The organism is uncultured Marinobacter sp. (genome assembly GCF_947259545.1).
Lineage (GTDB): Bacteria > Pseudomonadota > Gammaproteobacteria > Pseudomonadales > Oleiphilaceae > Marinobacter.
Window position 1 is genome coordinate 161,057 of sequence record NZ_CAMYMK010000011.1, and the last position, 15,178, is coordinate 176,234.

The window sequence follows — 15,178 nt, forward strand, 5'->3', positions numbered from 1 at the left end:
ATCTCAATTGAAACCTGATCCGTACTCCGGGAGGGACCAAAAATTGGCCCCTTTTGCACAATAACAAGATCAGGAGAACACAATGTCCCGATTACCCAACCGTTTTCTGACTGCGACCGGCTCCTTACTGCTGCTCACAGCCGGACCGGCGTCCGTCAACGCAGACCTTCTCGGCGGTCTGCTGGACGGATCATCAGATGACACCACTGTAGAATCGAGCGAACCAACCCTTCAGGATGGTTACGATCCAAAAGGTCGTTTCAGTGACCCCTTCGCTGAGCCAACCATCATGGTCGACGGCAAGGCGGTCGAAACCGACGAAAAATGCATTCCCCGCGCAGACGGCACGGACGAATGCAAACCAGCAGCCGGCACCATGGCACTGCTCAAGGACGGTCGCCTGCTTTACCTGAATGCCCTGGAGGGCACAGAGAACGTCGAGTTATCCATCGTCAAAGAATTTGGCCAAGTGTCCGTCAACGACCAGTCGCGTGTTCTGTCACTCGACAAGAAAGATTCTCCATCCTGGCTCAAGCCCTCACCGCTGGATGCCGGCGCTAACCCTGACGGCAACGACAGCGAAACCCTGCTGGACGGCACCCTTTCCGATGCCGACGACACCAGCAAGAACGACGGTGCGCTGTTCTGCTCCGACGTTATCGGCCTGGCCAATGGCAATGTCATGGCCGTTGGCGGCACCGACTATTACACAGAGGCGGGCGTGGTTGAGCTCGAGGGCATCAAGAATTCGCGAATTTTTGACGAAGAGACCAACACCTGGAGCCAGAGTGGCGATATGACCTACGGACGCTGGTATCCCTCGGTCGTTACCATGGGCAGCGGTGAACTGTTTGTGGCAAGTGGTGTCACCAAGCTGATCAAGCCGGTTTACCCGGAAGACCCGCTTAACAGCGGCCGTAACGTGGTACAGACGGAAACCTATAATCCGTGCGCCGGCGCCTGGACGCAAAACCCGTCAACCGCCGATCGTTCGCTGCCGCTGTACCCGCGGATGCACCTGCTACCCAATGGCCACGTCTTCTACAATGCTGGTGGCCAGGCGTTCAATCCGTTCGGTCAGGGTTACGATCAGGCGCTGTGGAACATTGCCGCCAGCTTCAATCCCGAAACCCAGAGCTGGACCGATATCGGTTATGCCGGCCTGCCCCTGCGCCTGGACGAAGCGGGTCTTGCCGAGCTGAGCAGCACGCTGAATATCACGAACGCCTCCCTGGATCAGGCCTCGTCCCTGCTTGACGGCGTCATCGAATCACCTACGGATCTGCTGGAAAGCGGTGCCGACCTCGACGTTACTGAGGATGACCTGAAAATGGCCATTGCTGGCGGTATGCGCGGTTCCACCTCATCCACCATGCTGCCGCTGAAACCCAATGCCGATGGCACCTATACGGATGTTGAACTGCTGACCGCCGGTGGTGTTCCGAGCTACGCTCTGCTGACCAATCCGGGCGGCTACCTGCCCACGGACCAGAGTCGCATCGACCTGATCTCCACCAACGGCGATGAGATTGACTATGAATCGCGCCTGACCAGCCCCCTGAACCAGCCCCGCTGGTACGGAACCAATGTCCTGATGCCGGACGGCAGCGTGATGATCTTCAGTGGCGGTGACCGGGACGGTGTTGCAGCCCCGGGTCTGGAAGGCCCTATCCGGACCGCTGAGCGTTTCGATCCGGAAACCAGCACCTGGACCGAGATGGCCATGGGTAATCGTGCCCGCACCTATCACAACACGGCCGTGTTGATGCAGGACGGCCGGGTGATGATTGCCGGGCACTCGCCCATCAACACCGCGTACTTGACCTTCGTCGACCTCCAGGACTTCGGGCTGGCGCCTTATGACGGCCGGGACCCGAGTTTCGAGATCTACACACCACCTTATGCCATGCGCAATGATCGCCCGGTTATCAAGAGCGCACCGCGCAATCTGACGATTGGCGACCGCTTCAACGTCACCGTCGACCAGGCCGATGAGATCGACAAGGCTCTGTTGATTCGGCGCACGGTCATGACCCACCTGGTTGACAGCGACCAGCGAGCAGTCGAACTGGTACTGGAGCATAAGCCGGGCAACAAAGTGACTCTGACCATGCCAGACAATCACAATGTGGTGCCTGCTGGCGAGTACATGCTTTTCGTCAGTAAGGACACTGAGGAAGGACGCGTTCCGTCCGAATCCGCGCCGATCACAGTCGTCAACGAAAGCCTTGAATGCATGGCTCCCGCAGACGACTCGGACACGACAACCACCACTGAGGATGGAATCATCGAGTCAACACTCGCGATTCTGTAAATCTGATCTCAGGGAGTTACAGGATGAAAAGTGAACATACTGGAACAACCTTGACTACCCTGATTTTGTCCTGTCTGGTCCTCCTGTCAGCCCCCGGGCTGGCAGGAGCGCACGGTGCGCCAGAAGTGGACGAAGTCCCCGAAGGTTTCATCAAGGCCAGCATTACCAGCCAACCGGCAATTCAGGGTCTCAACGCCTTGATACTGGACGCGCCACGGCCCGGCATCATGCTTCGATACGAGGGAGACGACCGCTTGACGGTGCTCGGCACGGAGGGCGAGCAGTTTCTGAGATTTACCAGGGATGCGATCGAGGTGAATGTTGCAAGCCCCAGCTGGAAAGGCCTGCCTAATGCACCAAAGCTCGCGGAAACTGAGGTCGTCCAGCCGGATCATCCGTCCGGACAGCCATCATGGGTAACTCTTTCGCGGTCCGGCAGCTTTGGCTGGCTCGACCCTCGCCTCAACGAGCTGCACGCTGGCGATCATCAGAAAGGTCCACGTGCCTGGTCGATTGCCATCGAAACCGCCGAGGGCAGGACCGATCACATCAGTGGAGAGTTAACTTTCCATCCCATTCCATAAAATGCGGACTAGTTTCCGCCACTTAATATAAGGCCTCCGCAAAGCGGAGGCTTTTTCGTTTCGACACCCACCATACAATTGTCCTACAATTAATCAAAAAACTGACGAACAGTTGAAACCATTTTTGCTCTTCCAACGTAAGGGATATGGAAGGCTGGTCTAACAGGCCGCCCTTCCCTTACTGACAAAAACAACATCGAGGAGCACAGGATGAACTGGAACCAGAATCTGTTATACCGACATATGGCCCTCGCCATGGGCACCCTGGCCTTGTCAGCCTGCGGTGGCGGTTCCTCAGGAGATGACAGCGCATCATCGGAACCTGCGCAGAACCAACAGGAAACGGCGGTTGCCGGGGACGCGGCCGCCCAGTCGACATTCAAGGACAACTATTCCCCGGTTGGCGCTTTCAGCGAGCCGTTTGCCGAGCCCACAATCATTGTTGACGGCGAGACCGTAGAGACTGACGAGAAGTGTGTTACCAATGCTGAAGGCCTGCAGGAATGCAAGCCCGCGGCTGGCACCATGGCTCTCCTCGAGGACGGCCGCCTGCTTTATCTGAACGCTCTGGAAGGCACCGAGAATGTGGAGCTTTCCATTGTAGCCGAGTTCGGCGAAGTGTCGGTAAACGATCAGAGCCGGGTCCTGTCCCTGGGCGAAGACGACGAGCCTCAGTGGCTCAAGCCCAGCCCGCTTCGTGCAGGTGCGAACCCCGATGGCGCCGACAGCGAAACCTTGTTCAACAACACGCCGCTGGCTGTGCTGGATGGATTGCTGGACACCGCTGACAACACCGCCAAGAATGATGGTGCTCTGTTCTGTTCAGACGTTATCGGCATGGCCGATGGCAGCGTACTGGCCGTCGGCGGTACCGACTACTATTCCGAGCCGGGCGTCGATGGCCTGCCCCTTGGCGTCGCTGAACTGGAAGGCGTCAAGAATTCCCGTATTTTCCACGCCGAAACCAACAGCTGGCTGCAAAGCGGGGACATGACGTATGGTCGCTGGTACCCGTCCCTGGTGACCCTGCCAGACAGCAAAGTTCTGGTTGCCAGTGGCGTTGAAAAACTGATCAAGCCGGTTTATCCGAGCGATCCGCTGAACAGCGGCCGTAACATTGTCCAGACCGAAGTCTACGACCCCTGCACCGGCACCTGGAGTGTGAACCCTTCCACCGCAGATCGTTCGCTGCCACTGTATCCGCGCATGCACCTGCTGCCTAACGGCCATGTGCTTTATAACGCCGGTGGCCAGGCCTTCAACCCCTTCGGTCAGGGCTACGATCAGGCACTTTGGAACATTGTGGCTACTTTCAACCCGGATACCCAGAGCTGGACCGACATCGGCTATGCCGGTTTACCTCTGAAACTGGATGAGATCGGTCTGGGAGAACTCAGCAGCACCCTGAACCTTACTAACCTGTCACAGGAGCAAGGCTCTTCACTGCTCGGAGATGTTCTGAACTCAGCTGAAGATCTTATGACCGCAGCCAGCGAGCTGAACGTGGATGAAGAAACCCTTAAATCCGCCATTGGTGGTGGCATGCGCGGGTCCACTTCATCCACCATGCTTCCGCTGAAGCCCAACGAGAACGGCGAATATACCGATGCCGAATTCCTCACTGCCGGCGGTATACCCAGCTATGCTCTGCTCACTAACCCGGGTGGCTACCTGCCCACAGATCAGAGCCGGATCGACACCGTACGCACCAATGGCGACGAGGTCGACTATGAGTCCCGCCTTACCGGATCCCTGAACCAACCACGCTGGTACGGCACCAATGTGCTCATGCCTGATGGCTCGGTCATGGTATTCAGCGGCGGAGACCGCGACGGGGTGGTATTGCCTGGTCTGGAAGGCGCCATCAGGACTGCCGAGCGGTTCGATCCTGAGACCAACACCTGGACCGAAATGGCGACCGGCATTCGCCAGCGCACCTACCACAACACGGCTGTGTTGCTGCCTGATGGTCGGGTCATGGTCGCCGGCCACTCTCCGATCAACACCGGCTACCTGAGCTTTACCGACCTGTCAGACCTCGGCTTCGCGCCATACGACGGTCGGGACCCGAGCTTTGAAATCTACACACCACCTTACGCCATGCGGAACGATCGCCCGGAAATTCTCTCGGCGCCGAAATCCCTGATGCCTGGCGACGAATTCACCATCCAGGTGGACCAGGCAGAAGACATCGACAAGGTGCTGTTGATTCGTCGGACGGTCATGACGCACGTGGTCGACAGCGATCAACGCGCCATCGAGCTTCCGGTTCAAGGCCGCAATGGTCGTAGCATCCGGCTGAAGATGCCGGAAACCAGTAACGTTGCTCCTGCCGGCGTATACATGCTGTTCGCCAGCAAGGATACCGAAGAAGGCCGTGTGCCGTCGGTCTCTGTCCCGATCACCGTGAAGACCGCTGGTTCTCTGCAGTGTAGCGGCGACACCCAGTTGGCGGACAACACCAACGACGATAGCAACCTGCTCGACAGTGTTGTTGGCCAGTTCTGAAGGAGCAAAGATGAAACGCACAGACTTTCGTCACATACGGTTCGTCAGTCTGGCTATGTTGATGGCGGGCACAACGCTGATAAGCGTTGTGCCCGGGCAAAGTAACGCGCATCAACCTCCGAGTGCCGAAGGCACTCCGGAGGGCATTGTGCGGGCCAGCGTCCTCCAAGAGGGGGGTGTTGAAGCCATGGGCGTGACCATACTGGATGCACCCAAGCCAGCCATCATGGTCAGTTACAGAGGGGAGGAAGTGCTGACGGTTTTCGACAGTGAAAACCAACCTTTCCTGAGATTCCACCGTGACCGCGTTGAGGCCAGTACCCAAAGCAGCCTCTGGGAGGCGGTCACTCATAGCCAGGACACTGCGCCCGAGGGTGACCCGTCCTGGGTTCAGGTGTCGGGCTCGGGCACCTTTGGCTGGGTGGATCCGCGATTGTCAGCCGGACACATTGATCCGGACGCAACGACCGAATGGCGCATTCCAATCAGGCAAGGGCAGCAGGCGATGTCGGCCATCACAGGACGGCTTTCCTGGCGACCTTTGACCGCCAACGTCGTTCCTACCCACCGATAAACTAAAAAGCCCCGCTAAGGCGGGGCTTTTTAGTTAATTCTTTCGTGCTGATCGACTCATTGACTCTCAGACACCAGGTACTCTACCGCAGCCTCGATTTCCTCATCGGGACAATTGCTACAGCCACCTTTGGCAGGCATGGCGTTAAAGCCGTTAATAGCATGATCTACCAGGGTTTCTAACCCTTTATCGATACGGGAGCTCCAGGCGGCAGTATCACCCTTTTTCGGTGCACCGGCTGCGCCGGTGTCATGGCACGCCATACAGACCGCGCTGTAAACTTCATCTCCAGAACGAGGTCCCGAGCTGGCTTCTTCAACAGGCGCTGATGCGGATCCGCAATCGTCGCCCTGCACACAAACCTCACCCACCGGGGCGATGCGTGCACGGATTTCGTCTTCAACACTTGCCATTACGGCACCCGCTGTCAGGCCAAAGCCAAGCAATACAGCAGCCAGGACTCTCTTCATCTTCACAATGCACCTCGCATTTGAGCGTTATAATAATCAGTCGCCGCATTATAGCGACTGCGGCCAGGCAAAAAAACCAAAGTGCAAAATCGGCGGTTGATTTCAAGCATTTTAATTGCCGTTTCGTAAGCATTAGAGCCCGGGGAAGCTATTCCGGGTAACATAGGAACCGACCACACATCGCGGAATACTGGATTATGCGACAACTCGAGCAAGCCCCCCATCCACTTCGCAAGCCTCTACTGATACTGGAATTTTCCGCGCTTGCAGTGTTACTGATCTCCATGGCCTGGTTTTCCGGACGCGTTGACGATGACGCCACTCTCAATCCCGCGTGGCTGCTGATCCCTGCCCTTGCAAGCCTGGCGGTGTTTTGTAGCTTTATCGGGCTGATGTACCTGCGCTGGGTTGCCGCCGCGCAGGCCGATAAAAAGACGCGCCACAAGATCGTTTTCTCGTTGCTCGCCCTCACGCTTATTGGAGTCTGGTTATACGGCATCATTAATACCTGGATCAGCCTTAACGCCTAATGAGGAATAGCGGATATGGATACATCCCGCGGCGCTTCGTCCCGATTTAACTTCACGCTCATCCCGCTCGCCGCAGCCTGCCTGCTACCTGCCCTGGTGCATGGTCAGTCTGATGAAAAACCCCCGACAGCGGATGGGCTGACCCTGGATGACTGCGCACTGATTGACGACGGCATTCAGCGCCTCGCCTGCTACGACAGCATCAACGCTCCTGAGAAGGCGCAGGATAAAGCCGGAACAGAAGAAACGCGACAAGCACAAGAAGCCACCGAGACTCTCGAATATGACGAGTCCGCCGACATCGCGGAGGGTGAAGCGGAGGACGAGAATCGAGGCGTTATGGCCGCACTGGTCAAGCGCTACACGGCAACAGAAAAAGCAATTTTTTCCTTCTCTGGCAGCTTTGTGGGCCACCGCCCGACTTACATCCTGCCTTTCACCTGGGTGGACACACCGAATGAGGTACCTGTCAGTCCGCGACTGGGAGAAAGCCCCTACGATCACGCCATCGACAACAAGGAAGCCAAGTATCAGATCAGTTTCAAGGTGCCCTTGCTGACGGGTATTCTGGATGATCGTACGACGCTCTGGTTTGGCTACACCCAACAATCCTTCTGGCAGGTGTACAACACTGATGATTCCGCGCCTTTCCGGGAAACTAACTTTGAACCGGAGGTTTTTCTTCGCTATCAGGCAGATTATGACATCGGGCCCGGCACCCTCAGCGGGTTCACAGTAGGCCTTAACCACCAGTCCAACGGGCAGTCTGAGCCCCGCTCCCGAAGCTGGAACCGGATTATCGGCTCAATCGGGTACAGTTATGATCGCTGGCTGTTTCATGTGCAGCCCTGGTATCGACTGCCGGAGCGTGATAGCAAGGATGACAACCCTGACATTGAACGATTTGTTGGCCACGCGGACTATCTGGCGGTCTACAAGCTGACCGAGGACCGCACGCTTTCCATGAAGCTGCGTAACAATCTGCGCTCTGAGGATAACAAGACGTCGGTGGAGTTTGGTTACAGCTTTCCGATGGGGGATACCCTCCGGGGGTTCTTCCAGTACTACAACGGTTATGGGGAGAGCCTGATTGACTACAACGAGAGGATTCAGAGGGTCGGCATTGGCATTATGCTGAATGACTGGCTTTGAGCTTTGGGGATCGGAGCCAAGCCGGGGTGCCGGCGAACCTGTCTGAAACACGCTGTGAATACATCCCTGTACGCTTGGCTCCGCCATCCATGGCTCCGCACAGTTTCAGACAGGTTCACCGGCACCCCGGCTCCACACTCCACGAATAGCCTTCTTTGCTCAGCCCAGAATTTTTGAACTAGCCTTCGCTATTCAAACGCTCCATTTCCGCGAGAAGCTCTTCGGTTTTCGCCTTCATCAAGGGAATATCACCGCGAGATTCAACGTTCAGGCGAACGACCGGTTCGGTGTTGGACATCCGCAGGTTGAAGCGCCAGTCGTCGAACTCCACGCTCACGCCGTCCACGTGGCTGACGCTTTTGGCATCGGCGCTGTAGGCGGTTTCGATGGCGGAGATGACTTTGGGGGGATCGGCGATGGTGCGGTTGATCTCGCCGCTGGCCGGGTAGGCTTCAATCCGGGCATCGATCAGTGAGGAAAACGGCTGACCGGACTGGCACAGGCGTTCTGCCACCAGCAACCAGGGGATCATACCGCTGTCGCAGTAGGCGAAGTCGCGGAAATAGTGGTGGGCGCTCATTTCGCCACCGTATACCGCGTCCTCATCGCGCATGCGCTGTTTGATGAAGGCGTGGCCGGTTTTGCTTTCGATGGCTTCGCCACCGGCCGCTTTCACCAGATCAAGGGTATTCCAGGTCAGACGCGGGTCGTGGATGACCTTGCCGCCGCCGGTCTTGCGGAGGAACTGGTCCGCCAGCAGGCCAACGATGTAGTAGCCCTCGATGAATCGACCATTCTCGTCGAAGAAGAAGCAGCGGTCGTAGTCGCCATCCCAGGCGATTCCCATGGCGGCTCCGTTGGCCTTCACGGCTTCCGCAGTGGCAGCCCGGTTTTCCTCGAGGATGGGATTGGGTACGCCGTTCGGGAAGTGACCATCCGGCTGGTGGTGTACCTTGATGAACTCAAATGGCAGGTGCTTCTCCAGCTGGTCAATCACCAGACCCGCGCCACCATTGCCGGCGTTTACCACGATTTTCAGCGGCTTGAGTGCAGCGGCATCAATGTAGCCCAGAAGGTGATCGATATACGCACCCATGGCCTCCAGGGGCTCATACCTGCCCTGAACCGGTGCGTCCGCAAACGGTTCCGGGACACGGTCGCGGATATCATTGAGGCCGTTGTCGGAGCTGATGGGCCGGGATTCGGGCCCAACCATTTTCATGCCATTGTGATCTTTCGGGTTGTGGCTGGCGGTTACCATGATGCCGCCATCCATCTTGTAGTGACTGGTGGCGAAATAGACCTGCTCGGTACCGCACAGGCCAATATCAAACACATCCGCGCCGGCCGCCATCAAGCCTGAACTGAGTGCTTCCGATATTTCGGGGCTCGACAGACGGATGTCGTAACCGACAATTACCTTTTTGGCACCGGTCACTTCCACATAGGCTCTGCCAATACGCTCGGCCAGTGTCGGGTTGAGTTGATCCGGCACGCGGCCACGCAGGTCATAGGCTTTAAAACAGGACAGATCCATTGTCTGGCGTTACTCCGCAGCAGAAGATTGCAGTTGAATGTAATTCTGAATACCCATCTGGCCGATCATTTCCAGCTGTGTTTCCAGCCAGTCAATGTGCTCCTCTTCGCTGTCCAGGATATGGCGGAACAGCGCTCGACTGGTGTAGTCCTGGACGGACTCACAATGAACGATGGCTTCCTTCAGATCCGCATGTGCCGTCAGTTCCAGCTTCAGGTCGCAGGACAGCATCTCTTCGACATTCTCGCCAACCAGAAGCTTGTTCAGATCCTGCAGGTTGGGAAGGCCTTCCAGGAACAGGATGCGCTCAATCAGCACATCGGCGTGCTTCATTTCGTCAATGGATTCTTCGTATTCCTTGGCTGCCAGTTTGGTGATGCCCCAATCTTTGTACATCTTGGCATGCAGGTAATACTGGTTAATTGCGGTGAGCTCGTTGCCAAGTACTTTATTCAGGAACTGGATGACTTTCTTGTCGCCTTTCATGACGTTTCTCCTTGCTTGGATGTGCGATCCGTACAAGGATAGCCCTTCCTCCGGGGAGAAAAAATCACAAATGGGAAATGATTGCAGCAAGCCCCCGATCAGGCGGGCTGGGCGAGCATGTTTGCCATGGCCAGATAATCCGGAGTACGGCTTTCACGCAGAATTTCCCGTGCGGTACAGGCGCAACGGCCACACTGGGTTCCAACGCCCAGTTCCTTGCCAAGCTGGCGCATGGAACTGACGCCGTTATCGGCAGCTTCCCGAATTTCCCGGTCTGTTACACCATGACAAAGGCATACGTACATATTAGTCACTCAAAGTCCCGATGAAAGGTACTGATAATTATTGTCATTTGCATGCGGCTTTGCAACCCCTTCGAGTGATTTTTGTGCAAATAGATGTACCAACTGCCTCTCAGAACCCGGCCATTTGCTTTACACTGCCCACATATCAGCAGACAAAACGACCACGGGAAGCTCAATGGCGCTCAAGGCAACCATCTTCAAGGCAACACTCAACATCGCCGACATGGACCGGCATTACTATGGTGATCACCATCTCACCATTGCCCGGCACCCGTCGGAAACCGATGAGCGCATGATGATTCGTCTGCTGGCATTCGTACTGAACGCCAGCGAACACCTGGAGTTCACCAAGGGCATCAGCACCGACGACGAGCCGGACCTGTGGCAAAAAAGCCTGAGCGATGAAATCGAGCTGTGGATCGAGCTCGGCCTGCCCGACGAGAGCCGCCTGCGTAAAGCCTGCAACCGGGCGGACCAGGTTATCCTGTACACCTACGGTGGCCGTGCCGTGCCCCTGTGGTGGGAAAAACATCATGGCAAGCTGAGCCGCTTCAATAACCTCACCATCATCGACCTGCCCCAGGAAGACACCGAAGCACTCGCCAGCCTGGCCGAACGCGGCATGAACCTGCAGTGCACGATCCAGGACGGAGAAGTGAATATCGGTAACGAAGAAACCCTGGTCAGCATCACACCTGCCCCTCTCTATCCCGAATAATCATTAACTTACCAGCAGATGGCACATGTGAAGGCCAAAATCTGCACACCAGGTCTACCCGAAAGCCGCAGTTTACGTTAAGGTAAACAGCAAGTAGCACTGACAGGGTCACACCAGATCCTGCCGGATTGACTACAATGACATCATCGACACCCCCACAAGGGGTGTTTTGTTCCTCAGGCCAACACCCCAGGAAGAGGATTATGACAACAACAAAATCGAAAGTTGTTTACTCCCCGGTCTTTACCGACGGTGCGGAATTCCGAATTCCCACCTTCAAGCTATTGAAGCAGGACGGCTCGCTCTACAAGGGCGCCAAAGCGCCAAAACTCGATAAAGAGAAAGCCCTGCGTATCTACCGTTCGATGGTTACCACCCGGATTCTCGATGAACGCATGCTCGCCGCCCAGCGACAGGGGCGCCTGAGCTTCTACATGCAGTGCACCGGCGAAGAAGCCGCCGTGATCGGCAGTACCGCTGCGCTGGACGACGCCGACATGATCATGGCGCAGTATCGGGAGCAAGGCTCCCTGGTCTATCGCGGCTTCACCATCGATGAGTTCATGAATCAGCTGTTCGGCAATGAACTGGACTATGGCAAGGGGCGCCAGATGCCCGTTCACTACGGTTCCAGCAAGCTGAACTACATGACCATTTCATCGCCCCTGGCGACGCAGATTCCCCAGGCCACCGGTTACGCCTATGGCCAGAAAATGGCGGGCGAGGGTCATTGCACCATTACCTACTTCGGTGAAGGCGCCGCATCGGAAGGTGACTTCCACGCCGCCCTGAACATGGCGGCCGTCCATCGCGTGCCGGTGATTTTCCTGTGCCGCAACAACGGCTACGCCATTTCCACCCCGGCCGCCGAACAATTCGCCGCCGATGGTGTTGCACCCCGCGCCTACGGCTACAAGATGGACGTGATCCGGGTGGATGGTAACGACATCCTGGCCATGTACGAAGCCACCAGGGCAGCACGCAGCCTGGCGGTGGAGCACAATCGCCCCGTGTTGATCGAAGCCATGAGCTATCGCCTGGCTGCACACTCCTCTTCCGACGACCCTTCCGGCTATCGCAGCAAGGACGAGGAAGCCGTGTGGCGTGAGAAAGATCCGATTCTGCGTATGCGACTCTGGCTCGAAAGCAAGAAGTGGTGGAGCGAGGACGACGAGAAACAGCTCCAGGAGAACATGCGCCGCGAAGTGCTGGAAACCATGAAACGGGCACAGAAGCGGCCACCACCTCCGCTTGATTCGCTGGTCAGCGACGTCTACGACGAGGTGCCACCAGCCCTCGCCGATCAGTTCGAAAAGCTCAAGGCCCATATCCGCCGGCATCCCGACGCCTATCCGAAGAGCGCCGAACACGCCAAGGGAGGGGCTTGAGATGACCAAGATGAATATGCTCCAGGCCATCAACAATGCCCTCGACACCGCCATGGCCGCCAACGAGCGGGTGCTGTGTTTCGGTGAGGATGTCGGCGTTTTCGGCGGCGTTTTCCGTGCCACCAGCAACCTGCAACAGAAGTACGGCAAGGCCCGCTGCTTCAACACACCGCTGGTGGAACAGGGCATCATCGGCTTCGCCAACGGTCTGGCAGCGCAGGGTTCCGTACCGGTGGCCGAGATACAGTTCGCGGATTACATCTTCCCCGCCTTCGACCAGATCGTGAACGAGTCCGCCAAGTTCCGCTACCGCTCCGGCGACCTGTTCAATGTTGGCGGGCTGACCATACGTGCGCCCTATGGTGGCGGCATTGCCGGTGGGCTTTACCACTCGCAATCGCCAGAAGCCTACTTTGCCCATACGCCGGGCCTGAAGATTGTGGTTCCGCGCAATCCTCACCAGGCCAAGGGCCTGCTGCTGGGTGCAATTCATGATCCCAACCCCACCCTGTTCTTCGAGCCCAAGCGGCTCTACCGCGCCTCGGTGGGTGAGGTACCGGACGAAGACTACCGGCTGCCGCTGGGCGAAGCCGAAGTCCTCAAGGAAGGCACAGATATTACCGTGCTGGGCTGGGGCGCGCAGATGGAAGTGATCGAACACGCCGTCGAAATGGCGGAGAAAGAAGGCATTTCCTGTGAAGTCATCGACCTTAGAACCATCCTGCCGTGGGATGTGGAAACCGTCGCCAACTCGGTGCTCAAGACCGGGCGCCTGGTGGTGACCCACGAAGCCCCGCTGACCGGCGGTTTCGCCGGCGAAATTGCGGCGACGATACAGGAGCGTTGCTTCCTGTACCTGGAGTCCCCGATCGCTCGGGTCACCGGGATGGACACTCCGTTCCCGCTGGTGCTGGAAAAAGAGCACCTGCCCAATCACCTGAAGGTCTATGAGGCCATCAGGTCGAGCGTGGAATTCTAGGTTGATATCAGGACAGGAGAGCAATCATGAGTGATTTTATACTGCCCGATATCGGCGAAGGTATCGTGGAGTGCGAACTGGTCAAGTGGCTGGTCGCCGAAGGGGACATCATCGAAGAGGACCAGCCCGTCGCCGAGGTAATGACCGACAAGGCGCTGGTGGAAATTCCGGCCCCCTACAAGGGCAAGGTAACTCGCCTTTACCATAAGGAGGGCGACATCGCGAAGGTCCACGCACCGCTTTTTGAGCTGGTGGAAGAAGGTGGCGACAGCGAACAGGCCGCCGCCCCTCAAACCCAGCCATCTGAAACCGTTAACGAGACGCCGGCATCACCGGAATCCTCCGACACCAACAGTGCAGCGACTGACGACGCCACCGAGGACTTCATCCTCCCGGACATCGGGGAAGGCATCGTCGAGTGTGAGGTGGTGGAATGGCGCGTGGCCGAAGGCGATGAGATCGAGGAAGACCAGCCGGTGGTGGATGTCATGACCGACAAGGCGATGGTCGAGATCACCGCGCCCAAGGCCGGCCGTGTCACCAAACTCTATCACCAGCAGCAGGAGATGGCCCGGGTACACTCCCCCCTGTTTGCGTTTATTCCCCGCGAACGTGATGAGCCTGCCGACGCAAAAGCCACATCAACGCCGGCACCGGAACCCGCAACGGCGACGGCCAAACCGGTCGCTACGGGCAAGCGGCAGCGCATTCCCGCCAGCCCCGCCGTGCGTCGTCTGGTGCGGGAGCATGACGTGAACCTGGCGGACATCGCCGGTTCCGGCAAGGATGGCCGGGTGCTGAAGGCCGATGTACTGGCCCACCTCGACAAGCCCGCAGCGCCTGCACAGGGCCAGACAAGTGCTGGTGAATCACAGCCAGCCAGTACCGGCAGTGCGCGCAGACAACCGGAGGGTGAGCAGGAAGTCCGGGTCGAGCCGATCCGCGGCATCAAAGCCGCGATGGCCCGCAGCATGGTGGCGTCGGCGACCACCATTCCTCACTTCATCTACAGTGAGGACATTGATGTCACCGACCTGCTGAAACTGCGGGAGCAGCTCAAACCGGAGGCCGAAGCCAGTGGCTCACGGCTGACGCTGATGCCTTTCTTCATGAAAGCCATGGCCCTGGCGGTTCAGGAATTCCCGGTGCTCAACAGCCGTCTCAACGACGACGTCACGGAGATTCACTACCTGTCCCAGTGCAATATCGGCATGGCGGTTGACAGCAAGGCGGGCCTGATGGTTCCCAACGTGAAGGGTGTGGAGAGCCGCACCCTGCTGGGGGTTGCCGATGAAGTGGCGCGCCTGACCGAGGCGGCCCGTTCAGGCCGTGTCAGCCAGGAAGACCTCAAGGGCGGCACCATTACCATCTCCAACATCGGCGCACTGGGTGGCACTTATGCCGCCCCCATTATCAACGCGCCGGAAGTGGCGATTGTGGCCCTGGGCCGCACCCAGAAACTGCCCCGCTTCGACGCCAATGGCCAGGTGGTGGAACGGTCTATCCTGACCGTGAGCTGGGCGGGTGACCATCGCATCATCGACGGCGGCACCATTGCGCGTTTCTGCAATCGCTGGAAAGGCTATCTGGAATCGCCGCAATCGATGCTATTGCATCTGGGCTGACGGGACAT

The 15,178-nt window shown here is 57.7% G+C and carries 14 protein-coding genes; 10 read left to right on the forward strand and 4 right to left on the reverse strand.

Annotation, left to right across the window (positions count from 1 at the left end):
• Positions 1-82 precede the first annotated feature (82 nt).
• From Q0Y21_RS17550 to Q0Y21_RS17565, 4 genes are all read left to right on the forward strand, one after another.
• Positions 83-2,314 carry a galactose oxidase early set domain-containing protein gene (locus tag Q0Y21_RS17550; RefSeq protein ID WP_297798216.1) on the forward strand — a complete coding sequence of 744 codons (2,232 nt, stop codon included), beginning with the start codon at positions 83-85 and terminating at the stop codon, positions 2,312-2,314.
• 50 nt (positions 2,315-2,364) lie between these two features.
• On the forward strand, positions 2,365-2,898 hold the full coding sequence (locus Q0Y21_RS17555) for a hypothetical protein (protein ID WP_297798218.1): 534 nt from the start codon (positions 2,365-2,367) through the stop codon (positions 2,896-2,898).
• A gap of 210 nt (positions 2,899-3,108) precedes the next feature.
• Positions 3,109-5,406: a galactose oxidase-like domain-containing protein gene (locus Q0Y21_RS17560; RefSeq protein WP_297798219.1), complete on the forward strand. Its 2,298-nt coding sequence runs from the start codon at positions 3,109-3,111 to the stop codon at positions 5,404-5,406.
• Positions 5,407-5,416: 10 nt separating this feature from the next.
• Complete coding sequence (locus tag Q0Y21_RS17565) at positions 5,417-5,980, forward strand: hypothetical protein (RefSeq protein WP_297798221.1); 564 nt, start codon at positions 5,417-5,419, stop codon at positions 5,978-5,980.
• 56 nt (positions 5,981-6,036) lie between these two features.
• On the opposite strand, the gene Q0Y21_RS17570 is transcribed toward Q0Y21_RS17565, so the two are convergent.
• Positions 6,037-6,450: a c-type cytochrome gene (locus Q0Y21_RS17570; RefSeq protein ID WP_297798223.1), complete on the reverse strand. Its 414-nt coding sequence runs from the start codon at positions 6,448-6,450 to the stop codon at positions 6,037-6,039.
• 197 nt (positions 6,451-6,647) lie between these two features.
• Between Q0Y21_RS17570 and Q0Y21_RS17575 the strand changes: the two genes are divergently transcribed.
• Positions 6,648-6,980: a hypothetical protein gene (locus Q0Y21_RS17575; RefSeq protein ID WP_297798225.1), complete on the forward strand. Its 333-nt coding sequence runs from the start codon at positions 6,648-6,650 to the stop codon at positions 6,978-6,980.
• 15 nt (positions 6,981-6,995) lie between these two features.
• The gene (locus tag Q0Y21_RS17580) at positions 6,996-8,132 is read left to right on the forward strand and encodes a phospholipase A (RefSeq protein ID WP_297798227.1); all 1,137 of its coding nucleotides are present in this window, start codon (positions 6,996-6,998) and stop codon (positions 8,130-8,132) included.
• 178 nt (positions 8,133-8,310) lie between these two features.
• Here the strand turns inward: Q0Y21_RS17580 and Q0Y21_RS17585 are convergent, their stop codons facing one another.
• The 3 genes from Q0Y21_RS17585 to Q0Y21_RS17595 form a co-directional block, all read right to left on the reverse strand.
• Positions 8,311-9,669, reverse strand: a complete 1,359-nt coding sequence (locus tag Q0Y21_RS17585) for a phosphomannomutase (protein ID WP_297798229.1) — start codon at positions 9,667-9,669, stop codon at positions 8,311-8,313.
• A gap of 9 nt (positions 9,670-9,678) precedes the next feature.
• A complete protein-coding gene (gene bfr, locus Q0Y21_RS17590) occupies positions 9,679-10,155 on the reverse strand; it encodes a bacterioferritin (protein WP_297798231.1) in 477 nt (158 codons plus the stop codon).
• A gap of 98 nt (positions 10,156-10,253) precedes the next feature.
• Positions 10,254-10,460: a bacterioferritin-associated ferredoxin gene (locus tag Q0Y21_RS17595; protein ID WP_012139146.1), complete on the reverse strand. Its 207-nt coding sequence runs from the start codon at positions 10,458-10,460 to the stop codon at positions 10,254-10,256.
• A 175-nt stretch (positions 10,461-10,635) separates the two neighbouring features.
• Between Q0Y21_RS17595 and Q0Y21_RS17600 the strand changes: the two genes are divergently transcribed.
• The 4 genes from Q0Y21_RS17600 (at position 10,636) to Q0Y21_RS17615 (ending at position 15,170) form a co-directional block, all read left to right on the forward strand.
• The gene (locus Q0Y21_RS17600) at positions 10,636-11,178 is read left to right on the forward strand and encodes a YaeQ family protein (RefSeq protein WP_297798233.1); all 543 of its coding nucleotides are present in this window, start codon (positions 10,636-10,638) and stop codon (positions 11,176-11,178) included.
• 203 nt (positions 11,179-11,381) lie between these two features.
• Complete coding sequence (locus Q0Y21_RS17605; RefSeq protein WP_297798235.1) at positions 11,382-12,566, forward strand: thiamine pyrophosphate-dependent dehydrogenase E1 component subunit alpha; 1,185 nt, start codon at positions 11,382-11,384, stop codon at positions 12,564-12,566.
• Position 12,567: 1 nt separating this feature from the next.
• Positions 12,568-13,545, forward strand: a complete 978-nt coding sequence (locus Q0Y21_RS17610; RefSeq protein WP_297798237.1) for a transketolase C-terminal domain-containing protein — start codon at positions 12,568-12,570, stop codon at positions 13,543-13,545.
• A gap of 26 nt (positions 13,546-13,571) precedes the next feature.
• Positions 13,572-15,170 (forward strand): dihydrolipoyllysine-residue acetyltransferase, encoded by a 1,599-nt coding sequence (locus tag Q0Y21_RS17615; protein ID WP_297798238.1) that lies wholly within the window; start codon positions 13,572-13,574, stop codon positions 15,168-15,170.
• The last annotated feature ends 8 nt before the right edge of the window (positions 15,171-15,178 follow it).

Coding starts and splice junctions, on each gene's coding strand:
- Q0Y21_RS17575 (WP_297798225.1), top strand. CDS start 6,648: ATGCGACAACTCGAGCAAGCCCCCCATCCACTTCGCAAGCCTCTACTG.
- Q0Y21_RS17550 (WP_297798216.1), top strand. CDS start 83: ATGTCCCGATTACCCAACCGTTTTCTGACTGCGACCGGCTCCTTACTG.
- Q0Y21_RS17605 (WP_297798235.1), top strand. CDS start 11,382: ATGACAACAACAAAATCGAAAGTTGTTTACTCCCCGGTCTTTACCGAC.
- Q0Y21_RS17610 (WP_297798237.1), top strand. CDS start 12,568: ATGACCAAGATGAATATGCTCCAGGCCATCAACAATGCCCTCGACACC.
- Q0Y21_RS17565 (WP_297798221.1), top strand. CDS start 5,417: ATGAAACGCACAGACTTTCGTCACATACGGTTCGTCAGTCTGGCTATG.
- Q0Y21_RS17560 (WP_297798219.1), top strand. CDS start 3,109: ATGAACTGGAACCAGAATCTGTTATACCGACATATGGCCCTCGCCATG.
- Q0Y21_RS17595 (WP_012139146.1), bottom strand. CDS start 10,460: ATGTACGTATGCCTTTGTCATGGTGTAACAGACCGGGAAATTCGGGAA.
- Q0Y21_RS17585 (WP_297798229.1), bottom strand. CDS start 9,669: ATGGATCTGTCCTGTTTTAAAGCCTATGACCTGCGTGGCCGCGTGCCG.
- bfr (WP_297798231.1), bottom strand. CDS start 10,155: ATGAAAGGCGACAAGAAAGTCATCCAGTTCCTGAATAAAGTACTTGGC.
- Q0Y21_RS17615 (WP_297798238.1), top strand. CDS start 13,572: ATGAGTGATTTTATACTGCCCGATATCGGCGAAGGTATCGTGGAGTGC.
- Q0Y21_RS17570 (WP_297798223.1), bottom strand. CDS start 6,450: ATGAAGAGAGTCCTGGCTGCTGTATTGCTTGGCTTTGGCCTGACAGCG.
- Q0Y21_RS17580 (WP_297798227.1), top strand. CDS start 6,996: ATGGATACATCCCGCGGCGCTTCGTCCCGATTTAACTTCACGCTCATC.
- Q0Y21_RS17600 (WP_297798233.1), top strand. CDS start 10,636: ATGGCGCTCAAGGCAACCATCTTCAAGGCAACACTCAACATCGCCGAC.